Source organism: Psychrobacter aquimaris (assembly GCF_016107525.1).
Taxonomy (GTDB): Bacteria; Pseudomonadota; Gammaproteobacteria; order Pseudomonadales; family Moraxellaceae; genus Psychrobacter; species Psychrobacter aquimaris.
Genome location: NZ_JABASR010000003.1, coordinates 73066 through 88648, shown reverse-complemented (window position 1 = coordinate 88648; position 15583 = coordinate 73066). Strand labels below are relative to the sequence as shown.

Sequence of the window (15583 nt, the reverse complement as noted above, 5' to 3'; positions counted from 1 at the left end):
TTAAGGATAATTATTGAACAAAAGTAGAATAAAAATGATTAGCTTTATAATGAAAGCTAAAATATTTTTATCTAATATATCTCATAAAATGCCGGATTATAAAATAATGACGCAATGCAATCAAAAGAAGTATGACACTCAGCAATCTCATTCAATATTAATGCCTAACGTCTTGTTTTCATCAGCTTTCTTTTTACCAATAATGCTCGGGTCTGTTTTATTGATAGGCGGCTGCGACAGCTCTTCTGAATATGCAGAAAGTAGCGCAGATCTGACAGAAGTGGCAACTGAAGAAGTTGCAGAGGCTACAGCAGGTGAGATGGTCAGCATCATGTCAGATGCGGCAGTCGATAACGCATCCAATGGCTTAGAGGTTGCAAATCTATCAAACCCTAGTGAACAAACACTTGGTAGTCAGACAACAGACATTAAAATTGCTGGTAAAGCGTTATTGATAACTGCCAGTGCTGATTTTAAAGTTGAAGATGTCGTCAAAACTAGTGATGCTATTGAGAGTTTGACAAGGCAACAGGCTGGTTATGTGGCACTTAGTAATATTAGTAATCATCCACGTGATAGTCGCACCTTTGTACAAGGCAATAAAAACATCACGATCACAACCTATACTCGTAAAGCTAACATGACAGTCCGTATCCCTCGCGCCAATGTCAGCAAGTTCCTAGCGCAATTACAACAGCAAGTCGCATTTTTAAATGAGCAGCAGTTTAGTGCTCAAGATGTAACATTAGATATTTATCGTGAACAGCTAGCGAGCCAGCTAAATAGTGATATGGCAAGCGAGCTTAGCCAAGAACGTCTCAATAGTAAAAATGATAAAGACCAAGGCAGCAATGTTGATGCCATTACCGCGACTTATGCTGCGCGTCGTCAACAAGAGCTTGCCAAGCTTGAGCAACTGGCTATCGCTGATAAAGTTCAATATAGCACCATTAACCTGACCTTTATGCAGCCAGATATCAGTTATAAAGAAACCACACAAAATCTAGATGTGCTATTGGATGCTGAGCAGCCAAGCTTTAGTACCCAAGTTAACCAAGCATTTAAAGATGGCTGGGAGATACTCAGGTCAGTAGCGCTTGGATTGATACAACTGTGGTGGCTGCTTGTACTTGGTGGTGTTTTTTATCTAATTTACAGGATGATAAAATCAATCTATCGTAAATTTTTTAAAAATGACCTCCGTATAAAAAATATAAAGCGTGAGCTGATGGGTGAAAACCCAGAAACTTACGATTCAGTCAGTATACAGAGCAGTCAGGTAGATGATAATAGCAATAATATGAAAGAGATTGATAGTAAGGATAATAAGCACTCAAATTGAAATTTAACAAGCTCACAGTGATAGAGTGCAAATAAGCAGACATAAAAAAGCCACCCTACAATGTAGGGCGGCTTTCTTTATAACTGGCACTTACGAAATGTACTTATAAGTGGTCGGTGATTAAAACTGGTTCATGGTGTTTTTGCCGCCGCCAGCTTTAAGGGCATTTTCACCTGAGAAGATCTCTTTGTGATCATCACCAAGGTCAGAACCCGCCATTGCTTGGTGCTTAACACAAGCGATGCCTTCACGGATTTCTTTACGTTGCACGCCGGCTGCATAAGCAAGCATACCATCTTCACCGAAGTAGCCTTTAGCAAGCTCATGCACGCTAAGTGCAGTGGTGTGATAAGTAGGTAGCGTGATTAAGTGATGGAATACACCTGCTTCACGTGATGCATCACGTTGGAAGTTTCTAGCCGCTTCGTCAGCTGCTGTATCAAGCTCAGTACCGTCGTAATCAGCGCTCATCAAGTCATCTTTATTGTAGGCAGAGATGTCTTTGCCTTCGTCTTCCCACTGAGCGATAATTTGCTTACGGAAGTTAAGCGTCCAGTTGAATGATGGGCTGTTGTTGTATACAAGCTTGGCTTTAGGCTGCTGCTCTTTAATACGGTCAACCATCATTTTGATGTGTTCTACATCTGGAGTCGGTGTTTCGATCCATAGTAGATCAGCGCCGTTTTCTAGAGCGGTTACACAGTCAAGTACCACACGGTCGATGTTCGTTTCTTCACGGAATTGATATAGACCGTTAGGTAGGCGAACTGGACGTACTAGTTTGCCGTTATGCTTAAGCAAGCTGTCGTTTTCTTTCGCATCTTCAAGCGTGACTTCTTCCATCTCGATAAAATCGATGTACTGAGAAGCAAGATCGCCTGGCTCATTTGATACTGGGATTTTTTGCGTCAGTGATGCGCCTTCAGAGTCAGTACGAGCAACGATAACGCCGTCTTCAACACCAAGCTCTAAGAATGCATAACGAATAGCGTTGATTTTTGCGATATAGTCTTCATGCGGTACAGTAACTTTACCCGCTTGGTGACCACATTGCTTCGCATCAGATACTTGGTTCTCAACTTGAATAGCACAAGCACCAGCTTCGATCATTTGCTTGGTTAGCAAGTAAGTTGCTTCTTCGTTACCGAAACCTGCATCGATATCAGCAATGATTGGCACCACGTGTGAATCAAAGTTTTCGATTTTTTCTAGGATAGCTGAGGTATCTTGCCCCGCTTCTTCAGCAGCGTTTAGCTCACGGAAGTAATCGTTCAATACTTTAGCATCAGCTTGACGCAAGAAGGTATAGATTTCTTCGATTAGCTTAGGTACAGACGTTTTTTCGTGCATAGACTGGTCAGGTAGAGGACCAAACTCAGAACGAAGGGCAGCAACCATCCAACCTGATAGGTAGATGTAAGTTTTAGCTGTTGTACCAAAGTATTTTTTCTTAGCATACATCGTTTGTTGAGCAACAAAACCATGCCATGCACCTAAAGACTGCGTGTACTGAGACGTATCATTGTCATAGTCTTCCATGTCTTGACGCATGATTTTTGCAGTATATTTGGCGATATCTAAGCCCGTTTTAAAACGGTTTTGTGACATCATACGTGCCGCATCGGTTTCGCTAATATTCTGCCAGTTACCGTGCTTTTGCTTTAATTCACGTACTAAATCGATCGCTGATTTATATGCAGTTGACATCTATGTCTCCTTGGGGTGGTGAAAATTAGTAAACTAAAAGTAGTGAGATAATTTTGATATATAGAAAGATGCTGGCAGAAGTAAAAATTTAAAATATAGGCCTTGTGCCTTAGCAATCTCTACTAAACTATAAGAAAATTAGCATAAAAGCAAACAAAACCTGTCTAATTGGTCAGCTTTTATTATTTGGTCTTTTATTTCAGGATGAATGCGCTTTTTTATAAGCCTTTTTCGACTGTTAAAGTGCTTATTGCCCTAAAAGTGCAAAGTACTCATTCAAGCTTAAAAACAAATGAGAGCAAAAAATTAAGTTTGCGTAATAAATGTTATGTCCGTATTTCCGTATGAAAATGCGATAAAATACAGGTTGTAGTCAATCCATTGAAACGCATGGCGACTGCCTAATATTAAATAATGACTAACTAAGCGCTTGCTAGCCACTATAGCTAGGTTACCTTGATTTATCTAGTTTATGATTATTATCTTGGGTATTTAATTTGATGATAGTATATATAAAACAACAGCTTAAGATAGATAATTTCAGTTATAATAAGCGTATATCAGAAAAATTAATATAAAGTTATGCTTATTTCATTCTGTTATAGATGATTTATACTAAATAACAGGGCAAAAAACGCCGCGTTTGGAGTGGTATTTATTCTAAGGTAAAGAGACATATATGAATTTGCAGCGGGTAGATTTAAATTTATTGGTACATTTAGATGTGTTGCTACGAGAAAAAAACGTCACTCGTGCAGCTGAGCAGCTTGGCATTACCCAACCTGCGATGAGTAATATTTTGCGCCGTCTGCGTAAGCTATTTAATGATCCATTACTGGTACGCTCATCCGAAGGTATGACGCCGACTGAACGCGCTTTGGAGTTGCAGCCTCGTATCCGTGAAATACTTGCGGATTTGACTCAAGTACTGGAGCCGCGTACAGAATTTCGTCCTTATAGTACCTCGCGCGTTTTTCGTATTATGACCTCAGATTATGCTGAAGCGACGTTGGTACCAAAACTGGTCAAAGCCCTGAGGTCAGAGGCGCCCAATGTTATTTTGGATTTCTTGACGCCGTCAGATGTCTCTTATCGTGATATGGAGCAAGGTCGCGTCGATTTGGCGATCAACCGTTTTAATGAGATACCCCAAAGTTTTCACCAAGTTCTGGTATGGCGTGATACTTTTAGTTGTTTATTGTCGTCAGAAAGCCCTTATGCCAACCGCTTCAATCTTAAAAATTATCTAAAAGCGCAGCACGTTTGGGTCTCTAAAACGGGAATGGGTGTGGGGTTTGGGGTCAATCCAGAAAAATCTGGCGGACTTGGCTCTATTGATCAAGCTCTACAGCGCTTAGGTCAAAAACGTCAAATCAGCGTTTTTACCCGTCATTATCAAATGCCAGCTATGCTCGCAGCAAACAAAGATTTGATTGCTACTTTGCCCACACGTGTGGCAAAAATGCAGGCCAATAACGACAGCATAAAGATGGAAGAGCCACCGTTTTTTATCCCCGAATTTGAGCTAACCATGGCGTGGTCACCTTTGTTGCAGCATCATCCCGCGCATCGTTGGTTGCGTCAGCTTATCATGCATGTAGCACGTCAAATCGTTGACGAAGAAGAGAATCCACCACAAGAAATCCCTGTGATGAATCATTTGTTTTAAGTCATTTATTTTTATTTATCAATCACTTATTCACTAAACCAGCCAAAGCGCTGGTTTTTTATTGGTCTGATTTTGCTGAAAAGTCTCATCCAAGATCTCAGCATAATCAATCAGCCAGTCACATTCTTAACATCTTACGCACACTTCTTCATAACTTGTAAAACTACTCGTCGAACATTTTGCTATGATGAATCCACATTAAGAAAAAAGACAAATACATAACCTATTGTTAAGTTATACGACATTGTCGGGTTCAATAAAATCGTTGATGAAGTCGTTGAATTTGACCATATGCATTTATAAAAATGACGATTCTCGGCTTATGTGTCTTTTAAAATTTCAAATGTTGAAGCGATAAATTTTTAAACCAATAAAATAGTTTAATAAATAAGGATAATAATCATGGCAGATATTACTACTATAAACCCAGCAACGGGTGAAGCTATCAAAGAATACGATTACATGAGTAATGATGAGGTCAACAAGATTGTTGAATCCTCGCACCAAGCATTTCTGGAGTGGCGCAAAACTAGCCATGAAGCGCGTGCAAAAGTCATCAATTCTATCGGTAAGACCTTGCTCAAGTACAAAGAAGAGTTGTCTAAGCTCATGACGGAGGAGCGTGGTAAGCTCTATAGCCAGAGTTTACAAGAAATAGATTTGTGTAAGGCAATTTGTGACTATACCGCAGAAAAAGGGGTGGCTGCACTTGCTGATGATGAGCGTGATATCGAAGGCTTGAAAAAAGGCATTGTGACTTACCAGCCTATCGGTGTCATCTATGGCATGCAGCCATGGAACTTTCCTGCTTATCAAGTGTTCCGTTATACCATCGCGAATCTGATGGCGGGTAATAGTATCTTACTCAAGCACGCATCAAACGTGACTGGTTCTGGCTTATTAATTGAAAAAATATTCCATGAATCTGATTTACCAAACGATTTGTTCCGTACGATCTTAATCGATCACGATCAATCAGAAGCGTTAATCGGTCATGACAAAGTGCGTGGTGTTACACTCACAGGTAGTGATGGCGCTGGTAGTATCGTTGGTCAGCAAGCAGCGAAAGCTATCAAAAAAGTAGTATTGGAATTAGGTTCTAACGATGCATTTATTGTTTTAGAAGATGCGGATTTAGAATTAGCAGTAGAAACCTGTACCCAAGCACGTCTCATTAATAATGGTGAAACTTGTGTCGCCGCTAAGCGCTTTATCGTCGTTGATAGCTTATACGATGATTTCCGTAAACGCATTGTCGAAAAATTTGCAGATGCTAAATCTGGCGATCCGATGGATGATAGCTCTGATCTTGGTCCATTAGCCCGCAAAGATTTACAAGAAAAGTTGCATGAGCAAGTAGAAGACAGTGTGGCAAAAGGCGCAACGATTGCTGTTGGTGGTCAATTGCCAGAAGGAAAAGGCAGTTTTTATCCAGCAACTATCTTGGAGAATGTCGAAAAAGGCCAACCTGCCTATGACGACGAATTATTTGGCCCTGTCGCCTCATTAATACGAGCCAAAGACCAAGATGATGCATTACGCATTGCCAATGACAGTCGCTACGGTCTGGGCGGTGCTATCTTCTCTAAAGACGAAGATAAAGCCATTCGCCTAGCGCGCGAAGAGTTTGATACTGGAATGGTCTACATCAATGGTTATGGCCTTGCAAATCCAGCGTTGCCGTTTGGTGGCGTAAAAAACTCAGGTCATGGCCGCGAGCATGGCGGTTTTGGTATTAAAGAATTTGTAAATATTAAAGGGTTACACGTCCATAAGAGTCAATAATATCTGAAGTCTTCAGGATTTAGATGGACTTTAGAGACTTTTAAAGGCCGCTATTAGAAAGCCCAGTCATTCATTGAGTGACTGGGCTTTTTTATGCTAAGAGTTAAGTTTGATAGTTTATGCCTGATAATTTGTGACTATCGTTATTTACTCAGTCGTTCAAATATAGTTTTAAAGGTAAGGCTGGCAAAAAGATGTTTTTCTGATGTGATGATGAATTATCTTTCAGCGATAGTGCACCTTTAGCCAACAATAAAATCGTCCAAGGGAGCAATTGATGCTCAAGCTTTTGCACGCGTGCTTGTAGACTATCGGCAGTGTCTTTCTGATTTATCTCTAACATCGCTTGCGTCAAAACAGTACCCGCGTCGAGCTCGGCAGTGACGACATGAATACTACAGCCATGATGGCGCTCACCGGCTTGTATCGCACGCTGATGGGTATCAAGGCCTTTATAGACTGGCAATAAAGAGGGATGTAGATTAATCATCGGCGCTGGCGCGTTATCGATAAAATCTGCACTCAATACGCGCATAAATCCAGCTAATACAATGAGATCTGGTTGCCATGACGCTAGTTGGCTGCTGGCATGGGTTTCAAACGTCTTGATACCCATACGTTTGCCACTAGCAACATGTGACAGCACCGCAACTGGTATCTCAGCGTCTTTAGCACGTGTCAATGCATAAGCGTCTTCACGGTTACTAATGACACCAACGATTTCAATCGGTAGCGCGCCTGCTTGCATTGCATTGATTAATACTTGCAGGTTGCTACCACTTCCTGATACTAGAACAGCAATACGCAACGGTTTGATGAGCTGGCTTGCATTATCAATTGACATTAACGGTACACCACTGCATCCGCTTCACGTTTAACCATCTCACCCAATTGCCAAGCTGTCTCACCAGCATCTGTTAATGTCTGGATAGCAGCTTCTGCTTTGTCTTTAGGTACGACAATGACAAAACCAACGCCGCAGTTAAAGGTGCGGTACATCTCACTTTGCTCGATATTACCTTGGGTTTGTAGCCAAGTGAATAGCTCTGAAAACTGCCAGCTAGCCGTATCAATGCTAGCAGCTAAGTTATCCGGCAGTACACGTGGTAAGTTATCGGTTAAGCCGCCACCAGTAATATGTGACATCGCATGTAGAGCTGCGCTACCCAGGGTGTCTTGCAACGCTTTAATCGCTTTAACATAGATGCGAGTAGGGGCCATCAGTGCATCTTGGATAGGCTGACCGTCTAGTTGCTCATCGCTGCTAGTCACGTCAACGCCGCTGACTTCGATGACTTTACGCACTAATGAATAACCGTTTGAGTGTGCACCACTTGAGGCAAGGGCAATCAATACATCGCCTTCGGCGACATTTTCGCCAGTGATGACTTCCGCTTCTTCGACCACACCGACACAGAATCCAGCTAAGTCATAATCGTCGTCTTGGTACATGCCTGGCATCTCAGCCGTTTCGCCACCGATCAGGGCGCAGTTTGATAACTTACAGCCTTCGCCAATACCAGTAACCACAGTTGCTGCTACATCAATATCAAGCTTGCCAGTCGCATAGTAATCTAAGAAGAACAATGGCTCTGCACCGCAAACCAATAAATCGTTGACGCACATGGCGACCAAATCAATGCCGATAGTGTCATGACGATTCAGCTGTAATGCCAGCTTGAGCTTGGTGCCGACGCCGTCAGTGCCCGAGACTAGTAGAGGAGAGGTATAACCAGTTGGAATGCGACAAAGCGCTCCAAAGCCGCCAAGTCCGCCCACAACCTCAGGACGAGAGGTGGCTTTTGCCACTGACTTAATACGTTGAACCAACGCATCGCCAGCATCAATATCAACACCAGCATCTTTGTAGCTTAAAGAAGGCTTGTTACTCATGGTCATCTCACAAATTTTATAGGGAATGAAGGTCTGTCAGTAGAAAATCGAGTTGGTCGTGTTAATTCTGAATATAGTGGGCGCATTATACCCAAAAATGACCCTCACTCGCAAAGCAACTTGTGGATATTTGGCGGATATTTCACGAAGACTGACTTTAAGTGGTAAATAAAAAGTTAAGAAACAAAAAATGACGGATTTTTTGCTGTACTCTGCGATAATGGAACGCTAAATTTATTGTCGATAACAGTTCGCTATTACGGCATTATTGTACGATAAGACGTATCATTTCTTTCAGTTACACGCCCATTTTAAATCAGCCCAATCGTAGGATTCCTTGCCATGATGAACCAACCAATAGATCCCTTCTTTCGGCGCTTATTTATTGTCGTTGCTATGGTGGTGGGTGTCTTATTACTGTATTTGATGATGCCAGTTATTATACCGTTTATCTTTGCTTTCGTACTGGCTTACTTATTCAATCCGCTGGTCAAACGCTTGTCGAAATATATCAAACGCTGGGTGGCGATTATTATTGTCTACTCCACCATCACTTTAGGAATGGTGCTGCTGCTTTGGTGGTTGATACCGACTTTGTGGCATCAGTTGCAAGCGGCGTGGGATTATCTGCCAAAGATTTTAACTTGGTATAATGAAGTGGTACGTGCATGGTTCGCTGACAATAGCCGCATCCGGCTACCAGAGCTAGAAGCGAAAGGCTTTTCTGATACGTTAGTCGATTATATGCAAACCAATTATAAGTTTGAAGATGCCAGTACCATGATGAACCAAATATTGGTTTCAAGCATGAACTTTATCAATAATGCGGGACTCATTGTGCTAGTACCAATTTTAACCTTTTATTTTTTGTTCAATTGGGATCAGCGTTTACAGACATGGAAGCTGGCAATTCCTAATGCCTATAGCAAAAAAGTTATTCAAATTGCCCAAGAGTGTGACCGTGCATTGATGGCATTTATCAAGGGTCAGCTATTGGTAATGGTATTATTGGGGGCTATTTATGCTGTGCAATTACAGCTTATTGGGCTTGAGCTAGGGCTTATTATTGGTATGGTTGCTGGTATTGCCAGCTTTGTTCCTTATCTGGGTTTTGGTATTGGTTTTGTCGCTGCCATTATCGCTTGCCTATTCCAGTTTGGCTTAAATTGGACGTATCTGTCGCTGATTGTTGGTGCTTTTTTGGTTGGGCAAGCTGCTGAAGGTTATATTCTGCAGCCATTACTATTGGGTGATAAGATTGGTCTATCGCCGCTGTGGGTGATTTTTGCCGTATTGGCAGGCGCAAGCCTATTGGGTTTCGTTGGTATGCTAATTGCTCTGCCTGTCTCTGCCGTGCTGAATGTACTGTTCCGCCATTTATACGCCTACTATCGTACGACTGATTTTTATAAAGGTCGTAAGCAGTTGGCTCTGTTTGAAAAAAGATAAGTACCTTATTATTAAATTAATAGAGTCATTGCTAATTAGTAGATGGTGTGAGAGATAAAACAGCGATTGATAAGGCTTAATAGGTAAAAGACTTGTCAGTCATTTTGCAAATATGTTATATATAGGCGCAGTATTGACAGTATCAGCCGTTATCTAGTTAGTCGTTAACAAGATGCCTTTTGATTAAGTAATCTACGAATATACTCCTAATTAAAACGATGAGATGCTAACGCAGCAAGTTTATATCAGGTAGTATAAGAGCACCTCAAAGACAATTATTAATAATTTATCCTTTTATTTATTGCATTACGCAAAACGAGTTGATGATTCATGGCAGAAGCACAGCTAAGTCTCAATCTGGACATTAAGCATGATGCAAGTCTAAGTGACTTCGGCGGTCCTGGTTGGATGTCGATTATTGATGCAGTGCGGCAGTTACATGTCGGCCTGATAGGTCAGCTGTACCTATTTGGAAGTCCTGCTACAGGCAAGTCGCACTTATTATCTGCTATTTGTGAGTCATTTATTGAGATGGACAAGTCAGCGATTTGTTTGTCGCTCAATGAGTTGATTCATACCGATGTGCACGTCCTCTCATCTCTAGAAAATTTTGATCTAATTGCGATCGATGATTTAGAGGTGCTGGAGCAAAGCAGTCAATGGCAAGAAGCGTTATTTCATTTGATCAACCGCAGTCGTGAAGGTCAGCGTCAATTGTTATTTGCAGCCAATAAGCCTGCTGGTGACTTGCCCTTTCAACTAAGGGATTTGCTGACTCGTTTGGCACAAGCACCTACGTTCAAAGTGCCTAATGGTCATGATCTAGCCGACCGTCAGGCGTTATTACAGTCTATCTTGCGTCGACGTGGTTGGCAGTTTGATGATCGAATTATTGATCACTTGCTTACTGAAGGGCCTCATCGTATCGGTGCAATGATGGAAGTGCTCAATTATATTCAGCCGATGTTTTCTAACCTTGGGCGTAGCAATATATCCAAAGCGGTCATCACTGATGCATTGCGTACTATCGATGAACAGACACTAGCAGCAGAGCTTGCTGATATTGCGCAAGAGACACAAGTAGATAACGATTCAGCGGAACAAGATCAACATACGATGCCACTCGATTTTTAGCATTAAAAACTAACGTCTTTTTATCCAAAGCGCTTTTACTATTGCCAAAACGTTTTTACTATTAATGGAATCACTTATGAAACCCAATGCTTCTTTGCTAAAAAAACTGACCATCAGCACGTTGCTTATTAGTGCGGGCTCTGTCTCTATGCTGTCGCATGCCGAAGTGACACTACTGGTTGATGACCATATTAAAGTCACTGCTATCAATGGGCAAGAAGTGCAGCAGAGCGCTTTTCAACCATTGACAAAAAAGTTCACGCTTCAGCCGGGTCAACATGCGATTACTGCAAAATACGATCGTTTATATGACTTGCGCCGTGATGAGCATGACTATTTGCGTTCGGGTAACGTTAGTGTGACGGCAGAGTTGGCGGACAATCAAACCTATCGTCTGACCATGCCAAATCAGCCAGAAGAGTATACAGCAGCTAAAGAATATGCCAAACGTCCAACACTGGCGATAGAGAAAAACAATACCGTGGTTGCAAGTCAGCAAGGTCTCGCTGGTAATCAAAGTGGATTGCTATCAGGTTTGGGTAAAGCATTCGGCGGTGTATTTGGTGGGGCAGATGATGCTGAGCTACAGAATCAGCGTGCGATTGCATCATTAGATCAACCAAATGTTAATACAAGTACGGTAGCTGCTATTCAGCAAACCACTAGCGTTAATTTATCTGCAAATACCTTGGATCAGTTTATGCAAATTTGGTTACAAGCGACACCTGCTGAGCGTGAAAAAATGCGTCAGTGGATGCAAAAATAAGGTGTGATTAGCAAAAGTAAACACAAAAAAAGCACCTACTTTAGGTGCTTTTTTATGATCTACATTTTAGCGACTCATTTTTTCTTTAGCAATGATCAACCCAAAAAGGCGTTATACATCCAGATAAGCTTCTCTTGCTCTTGTACATACGCATCTACGAGGTCAGCTGTCCCTTGATCTTCACTATCTGCTGCTAGAGCAGATACTTTACGCTGCTCTGTAATCAAGGCTTGTAAACCAGTTACCACACCCTTCACACAAGCATTGCCATCTTTTACGTTTTTATCTTCTTCAATACTAGTGTGTTGAACAAAGTCGCTATAAGCATGCAGTGGCGTACCGCCTAAGGTTAAGATACGTTCAGCAATTTCATCAATTTGTAGTTGTAGCGAAGTATACAGTTCTTCAAACTTTGGATGCAAGGTGAAGAAATGCTCACCTTTTACATTCCAGTGATAGCCACGGACGTTTAAATAAAAGACGTGATACGTTGATAATAAATTGTTTAGTTGTGCAATGACTTCGCTCATATCAGCTTTTTCTAAACCGATTTGATTAGTAGCGTTGTTACTCATAATATTATCCTTATAATTTGAGTGTTGATATAAAACATTAAATGAAGAAGGTGAGAAGTGTAGCAACTCGTGTGCTGCATTACTATGCTCGTTAATATATTAACGCTTTTCCGCCTTAAAAAGTAACAATCTTAGAAGATAAAACTACCATCTAAAATAGCATCAACTTAAGCTAAAATCATAACCATACATTAATATAATTTAGAGCAACTATCACCTTTCTTCTGATAACCATTATAATAGCAAAGCACCATTGATAAGTTAATTTTAATAAATTTATGATTATGATTGGTTTTGTAAAAAATATTTTTTATTGCTCATTTCTTTATCACTTATATAGTAAGCGATAAAGAAATCTTCTGCTATTTATGCTGGCGGCTGTAAGTTTTCAGGGTTTAAGCCTTTAACGGGGATAACCTCTTGCAAATGCTGACGTACCGTATCGATCGGAAACTTCTGTGATTCTAAGCGTTTTGGCACAATTTGGCTGCCTTGCTGACCTTTCATCTCAAACATCATAAAGATATAGTCGTCCGTCTCATCCCAGCTTTTGACAGCGGACCATGGAATGACGGCTTGCTGGGTCGTGCCTGCTCGCATTTGCATGCCGCGCATTTGGTTGTTATTAAATGTGTCAGGCTGGTTCACTGGCATCGCCATGACTAATCCATGCTTTTGCACGCCCAATTTCATTTGGCGCATCTCGTCTGGCATTTCTTGGTCAGCCACTTGCTTTTCAAACTCTCTTTTGACATACCATTTAAATCCAAGGGTACGAACCAGTAAATAAATCACTACTGACACTAGCATCAGCCAAAAAATGATGGTTGAGTAGCCGGTGACAAAGACCAACCCTGCAATCGCTAGTACCACGGCTACCGCCATAATGATCCATTCTTTCATTTTGATGCTTTTTAAACCGAAAGAAGGGCTAGCACTGGCAAATAGCTCGTATTGTGCTTGGTGAAATTCTGCCTCGGTTAGGTTTAAGGCGACAGGTTGTAGCGTATAGGGGTACAAGGCCATAAAGGTTTCTCAGATACTTTTGTTAAAAGTGTTGGGTTTAAATCGCCAAAGCCAAGTCATGATGCTGTACTTGGCTGAAGGTAAATAAAGGTATGCGCTTATCTTACCGAAAACTATCCCTAAATGAAACATATAAGCAGGTCTGTTCACTGATAGAGGCGATATTAATAGCTTTAAGAAAGATGGGCGAGGCTTATTGAGGTGAGCTGAACTTTAAGACATGCCTTTCAGCCAAATGTAACTAGCTACGGACAATGAAAGTAATAGATCAAAACTTATTCAAAATCGGTCAAAACATGGTCAAATCTGCTGCGTCTTGGTATTATAGCGTCTACAATATATGTTGATGAAAACATAGCAGCACAGCCAGTTGTCACAAAGATGGTGATAACGATGCGCTGGGTAATGATTATATTAATAATATTTTTAACCCTTTTACTCACCTTTAGTGTTACAGGCAACTATTATGATTGATCCGAAACTCTTACGCGGCGATTTAAGCGATTTACAACAGCAACTGGCTACTCGTGGCTATGTGCTTGATATGGATTTTTGGCAAACCGTTGAGTCTGAGCGTAAATCTCTACAAGTCAAAACAGAAGAGTTGCAATCGCGCCGTAACGCTGGTGCTAAGCAAGTAGGGGCGCTGAAAAAATCAGGCGAAGATGCTAGTGAGCTATTGGCTGAGATGCAGAATGTCAGCGGTGAAATTAAAACAGCCGAAGATGAATTGCGCACTCTACAAGAGCGTATCAACAAAGCTGCTATGCAAATCCCTAATATTCCAGCAGCTGATGTGCCAGTGGGTATGTCAGAAGACGATAACGTAGAAGTGCGTAAGTGGGGCACGCCACGTGAGTTTGATTTTGAGATTCAAGACCATACGCATATCGGTGAGACGCTTGGCATGCTCGACTTTGAAGCAGCGACCAAATTGACTGGTAGCCGCTTTAACGTGCTCAAAGGAAAGCTCGCGCAACTGCATCGCGCTCTGATTCAATTTATGCTCAATACCCATACTATGAAGTATGGCTATCTTGAGACCTATGTACCTTATATTGTGAATTCAGACAGTCTCAAAGGTACGGGTCAGCTGCCTAAGTTTGAAGATGATTTGTTTAAGCTCAAAAATCACACAAACAATGAAGACATGGACTTTTATCTCATTCCTACTGCCGAAGTGCCAATGACAAACTTGGTACGTGGCGAGCGTTTGGATATCAAAGAGCTGCCACTGAAATTCACGGCGCATACGCCTTGTTTCCGTAGTGAAGCGGGTTCACACGGTCGTGACACTCGTGGTCTGATCCGTCAGCATCAGTTTGAAAAAGTTGAGATGGTTAATATTGCCACGGCTGAGCAATCTGATGAGTTGCTAGAAGCAATGACAGGGCAGGCTGAATATATCTTGCAGCAGTTGAACCTGCCATACCGCACTGTGCAGTTATGTACAGGTGATATGGGTTTTGCCGCACAAAAAACCTATGACATCGAAGTATGGTTACCGAGCCAAGATACGTATCGTGAAATCTCAAGCTGCTCTAACTGTGGTGACTTCCAAGCGCGCCGTATGGGCACTCGTGTTAAAGATGGCAAACAAACCAGCTTAGCCCATACTTTGAACGGTTCAGGTTTGGCAGTTGGTCGTACGTTGCTAGCCGTCATGGAAAATCATCAAAATGCTGACGGTAGTATCACCATTCCAGAAGTATTGCGTCCGTTTATGGGCGGTGCTGAACGTATTGAAATTTGATGGTAGTCACGTCATGAAGAGCTTGTCCATAGTTGATGAATTGAATTACTCACAATATCTCATCTATGGTCAAAGCAGCGGCGACAATTTGTTAGGATTTGAAATAGATGCCAATATGTTTTTCTGTTGTAAGGAAAACAATGTTGGCTGCGATTTTCTTGATCAAGAACGCCATGATGATGCAAATTGTATGCTTACGTTGCGCTGCAAATTTGCAAATAATATAAGCTATCAGCAAATGGCAGTTTATCTAGAGGAGAGATGGCTTCAGTATGTTTGTTATCGAGAATTTGAGAAACATTATATTGAAGTCGTTAACGATCAATTGATTTTTTATTATGTGACCCGATCAAGTTGTGGACTAGGAGTAACAGGGAAAATTGTTGCTACTTAGTTTATAATGAGCCACCTATTTAGATATCTAAGCAAATTCAGTTCAATAACCTTTTTCATTCAAATAAACTTTCCTTCAATCTTAGGACAC

At 41.4% G+C, this 15583-nt stretch carries 13 protein-coding genes; 8 read left to right on the top strand and 5 right to left on the bottom strand.

The window, feature by feature from the left end:
- Positions 1 to 106: 106 nt before the first annotated feature.
- Positions 107 to 1342, top strand: coding sequence for a DUF4349 domain-containing protein (locus JFC10_RS03665; RefSeq protein ID WP_198331721.1), 1236 nt, complete (start codon positions 107 to 109; stop codon positions 1340 to 1342).
- 120 nt (positions 1343 to 1462) lie between these two features.
- On the opposite strand, the gene JFC10_RS03660 is transcribed toward JFC10_RS03665, so the two are convergent.
- Positions 1463 to 3049 (bottom strand): isocitrate lyase, encoded by a 1587-nt coding sequence (locus JFC10_RS03660; protein ID WP_193011683.1) that lies wholly within the window; start codon positions 3047 to 3049, stop codon positions 1463 to 1465.
- 679 nt (positions 3050 to 3728) lie between these two features.
- On the opposite strand from JFC10_RS03660, the gene JFC10_RS03655 reads away from it, so the two are divergent.
- Both JFC10_RS03655 and JFC10_RS03650 read left to right on the top strand, forming a co-directional pair.
- Complete coding sequence (locus JFC10_RS03655; protein ID WP_193011682.1) at positions 3729 to 4718, top strand: LysR family transcriptional regulator; 990 nt, start codon at positions 3729 to 3731, stop codon at positions 4716 to 4718.
- A 402-nt stretch (positions 4719 to 5120) separates the two neighbouring features.
- On the top strand, positions 5121 to 6503 hold the full coding sequence (locus JFC10_RS03650) for an NAD-dependent succinate-semialdehyde dehydrogenase (RefSeq protein WP_198331720.1): 1383 nt from the start codon (positions 5121 to 5123) through the stop codon (positions 6501 to 6503).
- A gap of 151 nt (positions 6504 to 6654) precedes the next feature.
- Here the strand turns inward: JFC10_RS03650 and purN are convergent, their stop codons facing one another.
- Entirely contained in the window at positions 6655 to 7347 is a 693-nt protein-coding gene (purN, locus tag JFC10_RS03645; protein ID WP_198331719.1) for a phosphoribosylglycinamide formyltransferase, read from the bottom strand.
- Positions 7347 to 8396, bottom strand: a complete 1050-nt coding sequence (gene purM, locus JFC10_RS03640) for a phosphoribosylformylglycinamidine cyclo-ligase (protein ID WP_198331718.1) — start codon at positions 8394 to 8396, stop codon at positions 7347 to 7349. The genes purN and purM overlap by 1 nt, the downstream gene beginning before the upstream one ends.
- A gap of 342 nt (positions 8397 to 8738) precedes the next feature.
- On the opposite strand from purM, the gene JFC10_RS03635 reads away from it, so the two are divergent.
- The 3 genes from JFC10_RS03635 to JFC10_RS03625 all read left to right on the top strand — a co-directional run bounded on the left by JFC10_RS03635 (position 8739) and on the right by JFC10_RS03625 (position 11745).
- Positions 8739 to 9845: an AI-2E family transporter gene (locus tag JFC10_RS03635; RefSeq protein WP_198331717.1), complete on the top strand. Its 1107-nt coding sequence runs from the start codon at positions 8739 to 8741 to the stop codon at positions 9843 to 9845.
- Between the two features lie 330 nt (positions 9846 to 10175).
- Positions 10176 to 10979 (top strand): DnaA regulatory inactivator Hda, encoded by an 804-nt coding sequence (hda, locus tag JFC10_RS03630; RefSeq protein ID WP_193011677.1) that lies wholly within the window; start codon positions 10176 to 10178, stop codon positions 10977 to 10979.
- 76 nt (positions 10980 to 11055) lie between these two features.
- Positions 11056 to 11745 carry a DUF2057 family protein gene (locus tag JFC10_RS03625; protein ID WP_198331716.1) on the top strand — a complete coding sequence of 230 codons (690 nt, stop codon included), beginning with the start codon at positions 11056 to 11058 and terminating at the stop codon, positions 11743 to 11745.
- A 95-nt stretch (positions 11746 to 11840) separates the two neighbouring features.
- Here the strand turns inward: JFC10_RS03625 and JFC10_RS03620 are convergent, their stop codons facing one another.
- Together JFC10_RS03620 and JFC10_RS03615 are read right to left on the bottom strand one after the other, a co-directional pair.
- Complete coding sequence (locus JFC10_RS03620) at positions 11841 to 12320, bottom strand: Dps family protein (RefSeq protein ID WP_193011675.1); 480 nt, start codon at positions 12318 to 12320, stop codon at positions 11841 to 11843.
- A 366-nt stretch (positions 12321 to 12686) separates the two neighbouring features.
- A complete protein-coding gene (locus JFC10_RS03615; protein ID WP_193011674.1) occupies positions 12687 to 13346 on the bottom strand; it encodes a YcxB family protein in 660 nt (219 codons plus the stop codon).
- Positions 13347 to 13812: 466 nt separating this feature from the next.
- On the opposite strand from JFC10_RS03615, the gene serS reads away from it, so the two are divergent.
- Together serS and JFC10_RS03605 are read left to right on the top strand one after the other, a co-directional pair.
- Positions 13813 to 15099 (top strand): serine--tRNA ligase, encoded by a 1287-nt coding sequence (gene serS, locus JFC10_RS03610; RefSeq protein ID WP_198331715.1) that lies wholly within the window; start codon positions 13813 to 13815, stop codon positions 15097 to 15099.
- A 13-nt stretch (positions 15100 to 15112) separates the two neighbouring features.
- Entirely contained in the window at positions 15113 to 15493 is a 381-nt protein-coding gene (locus JFC10_RS03605; protein ID WP_198331714.1) for a hypothetical protein, read from the top strand.
- Positions 15494 to 15583 lie beyond the last annotated feature (90 nt).

Bases quoted from the DNA above. Each gene is read 5' to 3' on its own strand.
- JFC10_RS03655 (WP_193011682.1), top strand. From the start codon at position 3,729: ATGAATTTGCAGCGGGTAGATTTAAATTTATTGGTACATTTAGATGTG.
- JFC10_RS03660 (WP_193011683.1), bottom strand. From the start codon at position 3,049: ATGTCAACTGCATATAAATCAGCGATCGATTTAGTACGTGAATTAAAG.
- JFC10_RS03635 (WP_198331717.1), top strand. From the start codon at position 8,739: ATGATGAACCAACCAATAGATCCCTTCTTTCGGCGCTTATTTATTGTC.
- purM (WP_198331718.1), bottom strand. From the start codon at position 8,396: ATGAGTAACAAGCCTTCTTTAAGCTACAAAGATGCTGGTGTTGATATT.
- JFC10_RS03665 (WP_198331721.1), top strand. From the start codon at position 107: ATGACGCAATGCAATCAAAAGAAGTATGACACTCAGCAATCTCATTCA.
- JFC10_RS03650 (WP_198331720.1), top strand. From the start codon at position 5,121: ATGGCAGATATTACTACTATAAACCCAGCAACGGGTGAAGCTATCAAA.
- JFC10_RS03620 (WP_193011675.1), bottom strand. From the start codon at position 12,320: ATGAGTAACAACGCTACTAATCAAATCGGTTTAGAAAAAGCTGATATG.
- purN (WP_198331719.1), bottom strand. From the start codon at position 7,347: ATGTCAATTGATAATGCAAGCCAGCTCATCAAACCGTTGCGTATTGCT.
- JFC10_RS03605 (WP_198331714.1), top strand. From the start codon at position 15,113: ATGAAGAGCTTGTCCATAGTTGATGAATTGAATTACTCACAATATCTC.
- JFC10_RS03615 (WP_193011674.1), bottom strand. From the start codon at position 13,346: ATGGCCTTGTACCCCTATACGCTACAACCTGTCGCCTTAAACCTAACC.
- JFC10_RS03625 (WP_198331716.1), top strand. From the start codon at position 11,056: ATGAAACCCAATGCTTCTTTGCTAAAAAAACTGACCATCAGCACGTTG.
- serS (WP_198331715.1), top strand. From the start codon at position 13,813: ATGATTGATCCGAAACTCTTACGCGGCGATTTAAGCGATTTACAACAG.
- hda (WP_193011677.1), top strand. From the start codon at position 10,176: ATGGCAGAAGCACAGCTAAGTCTCAATCTGGACATTAAGCATGATGCA.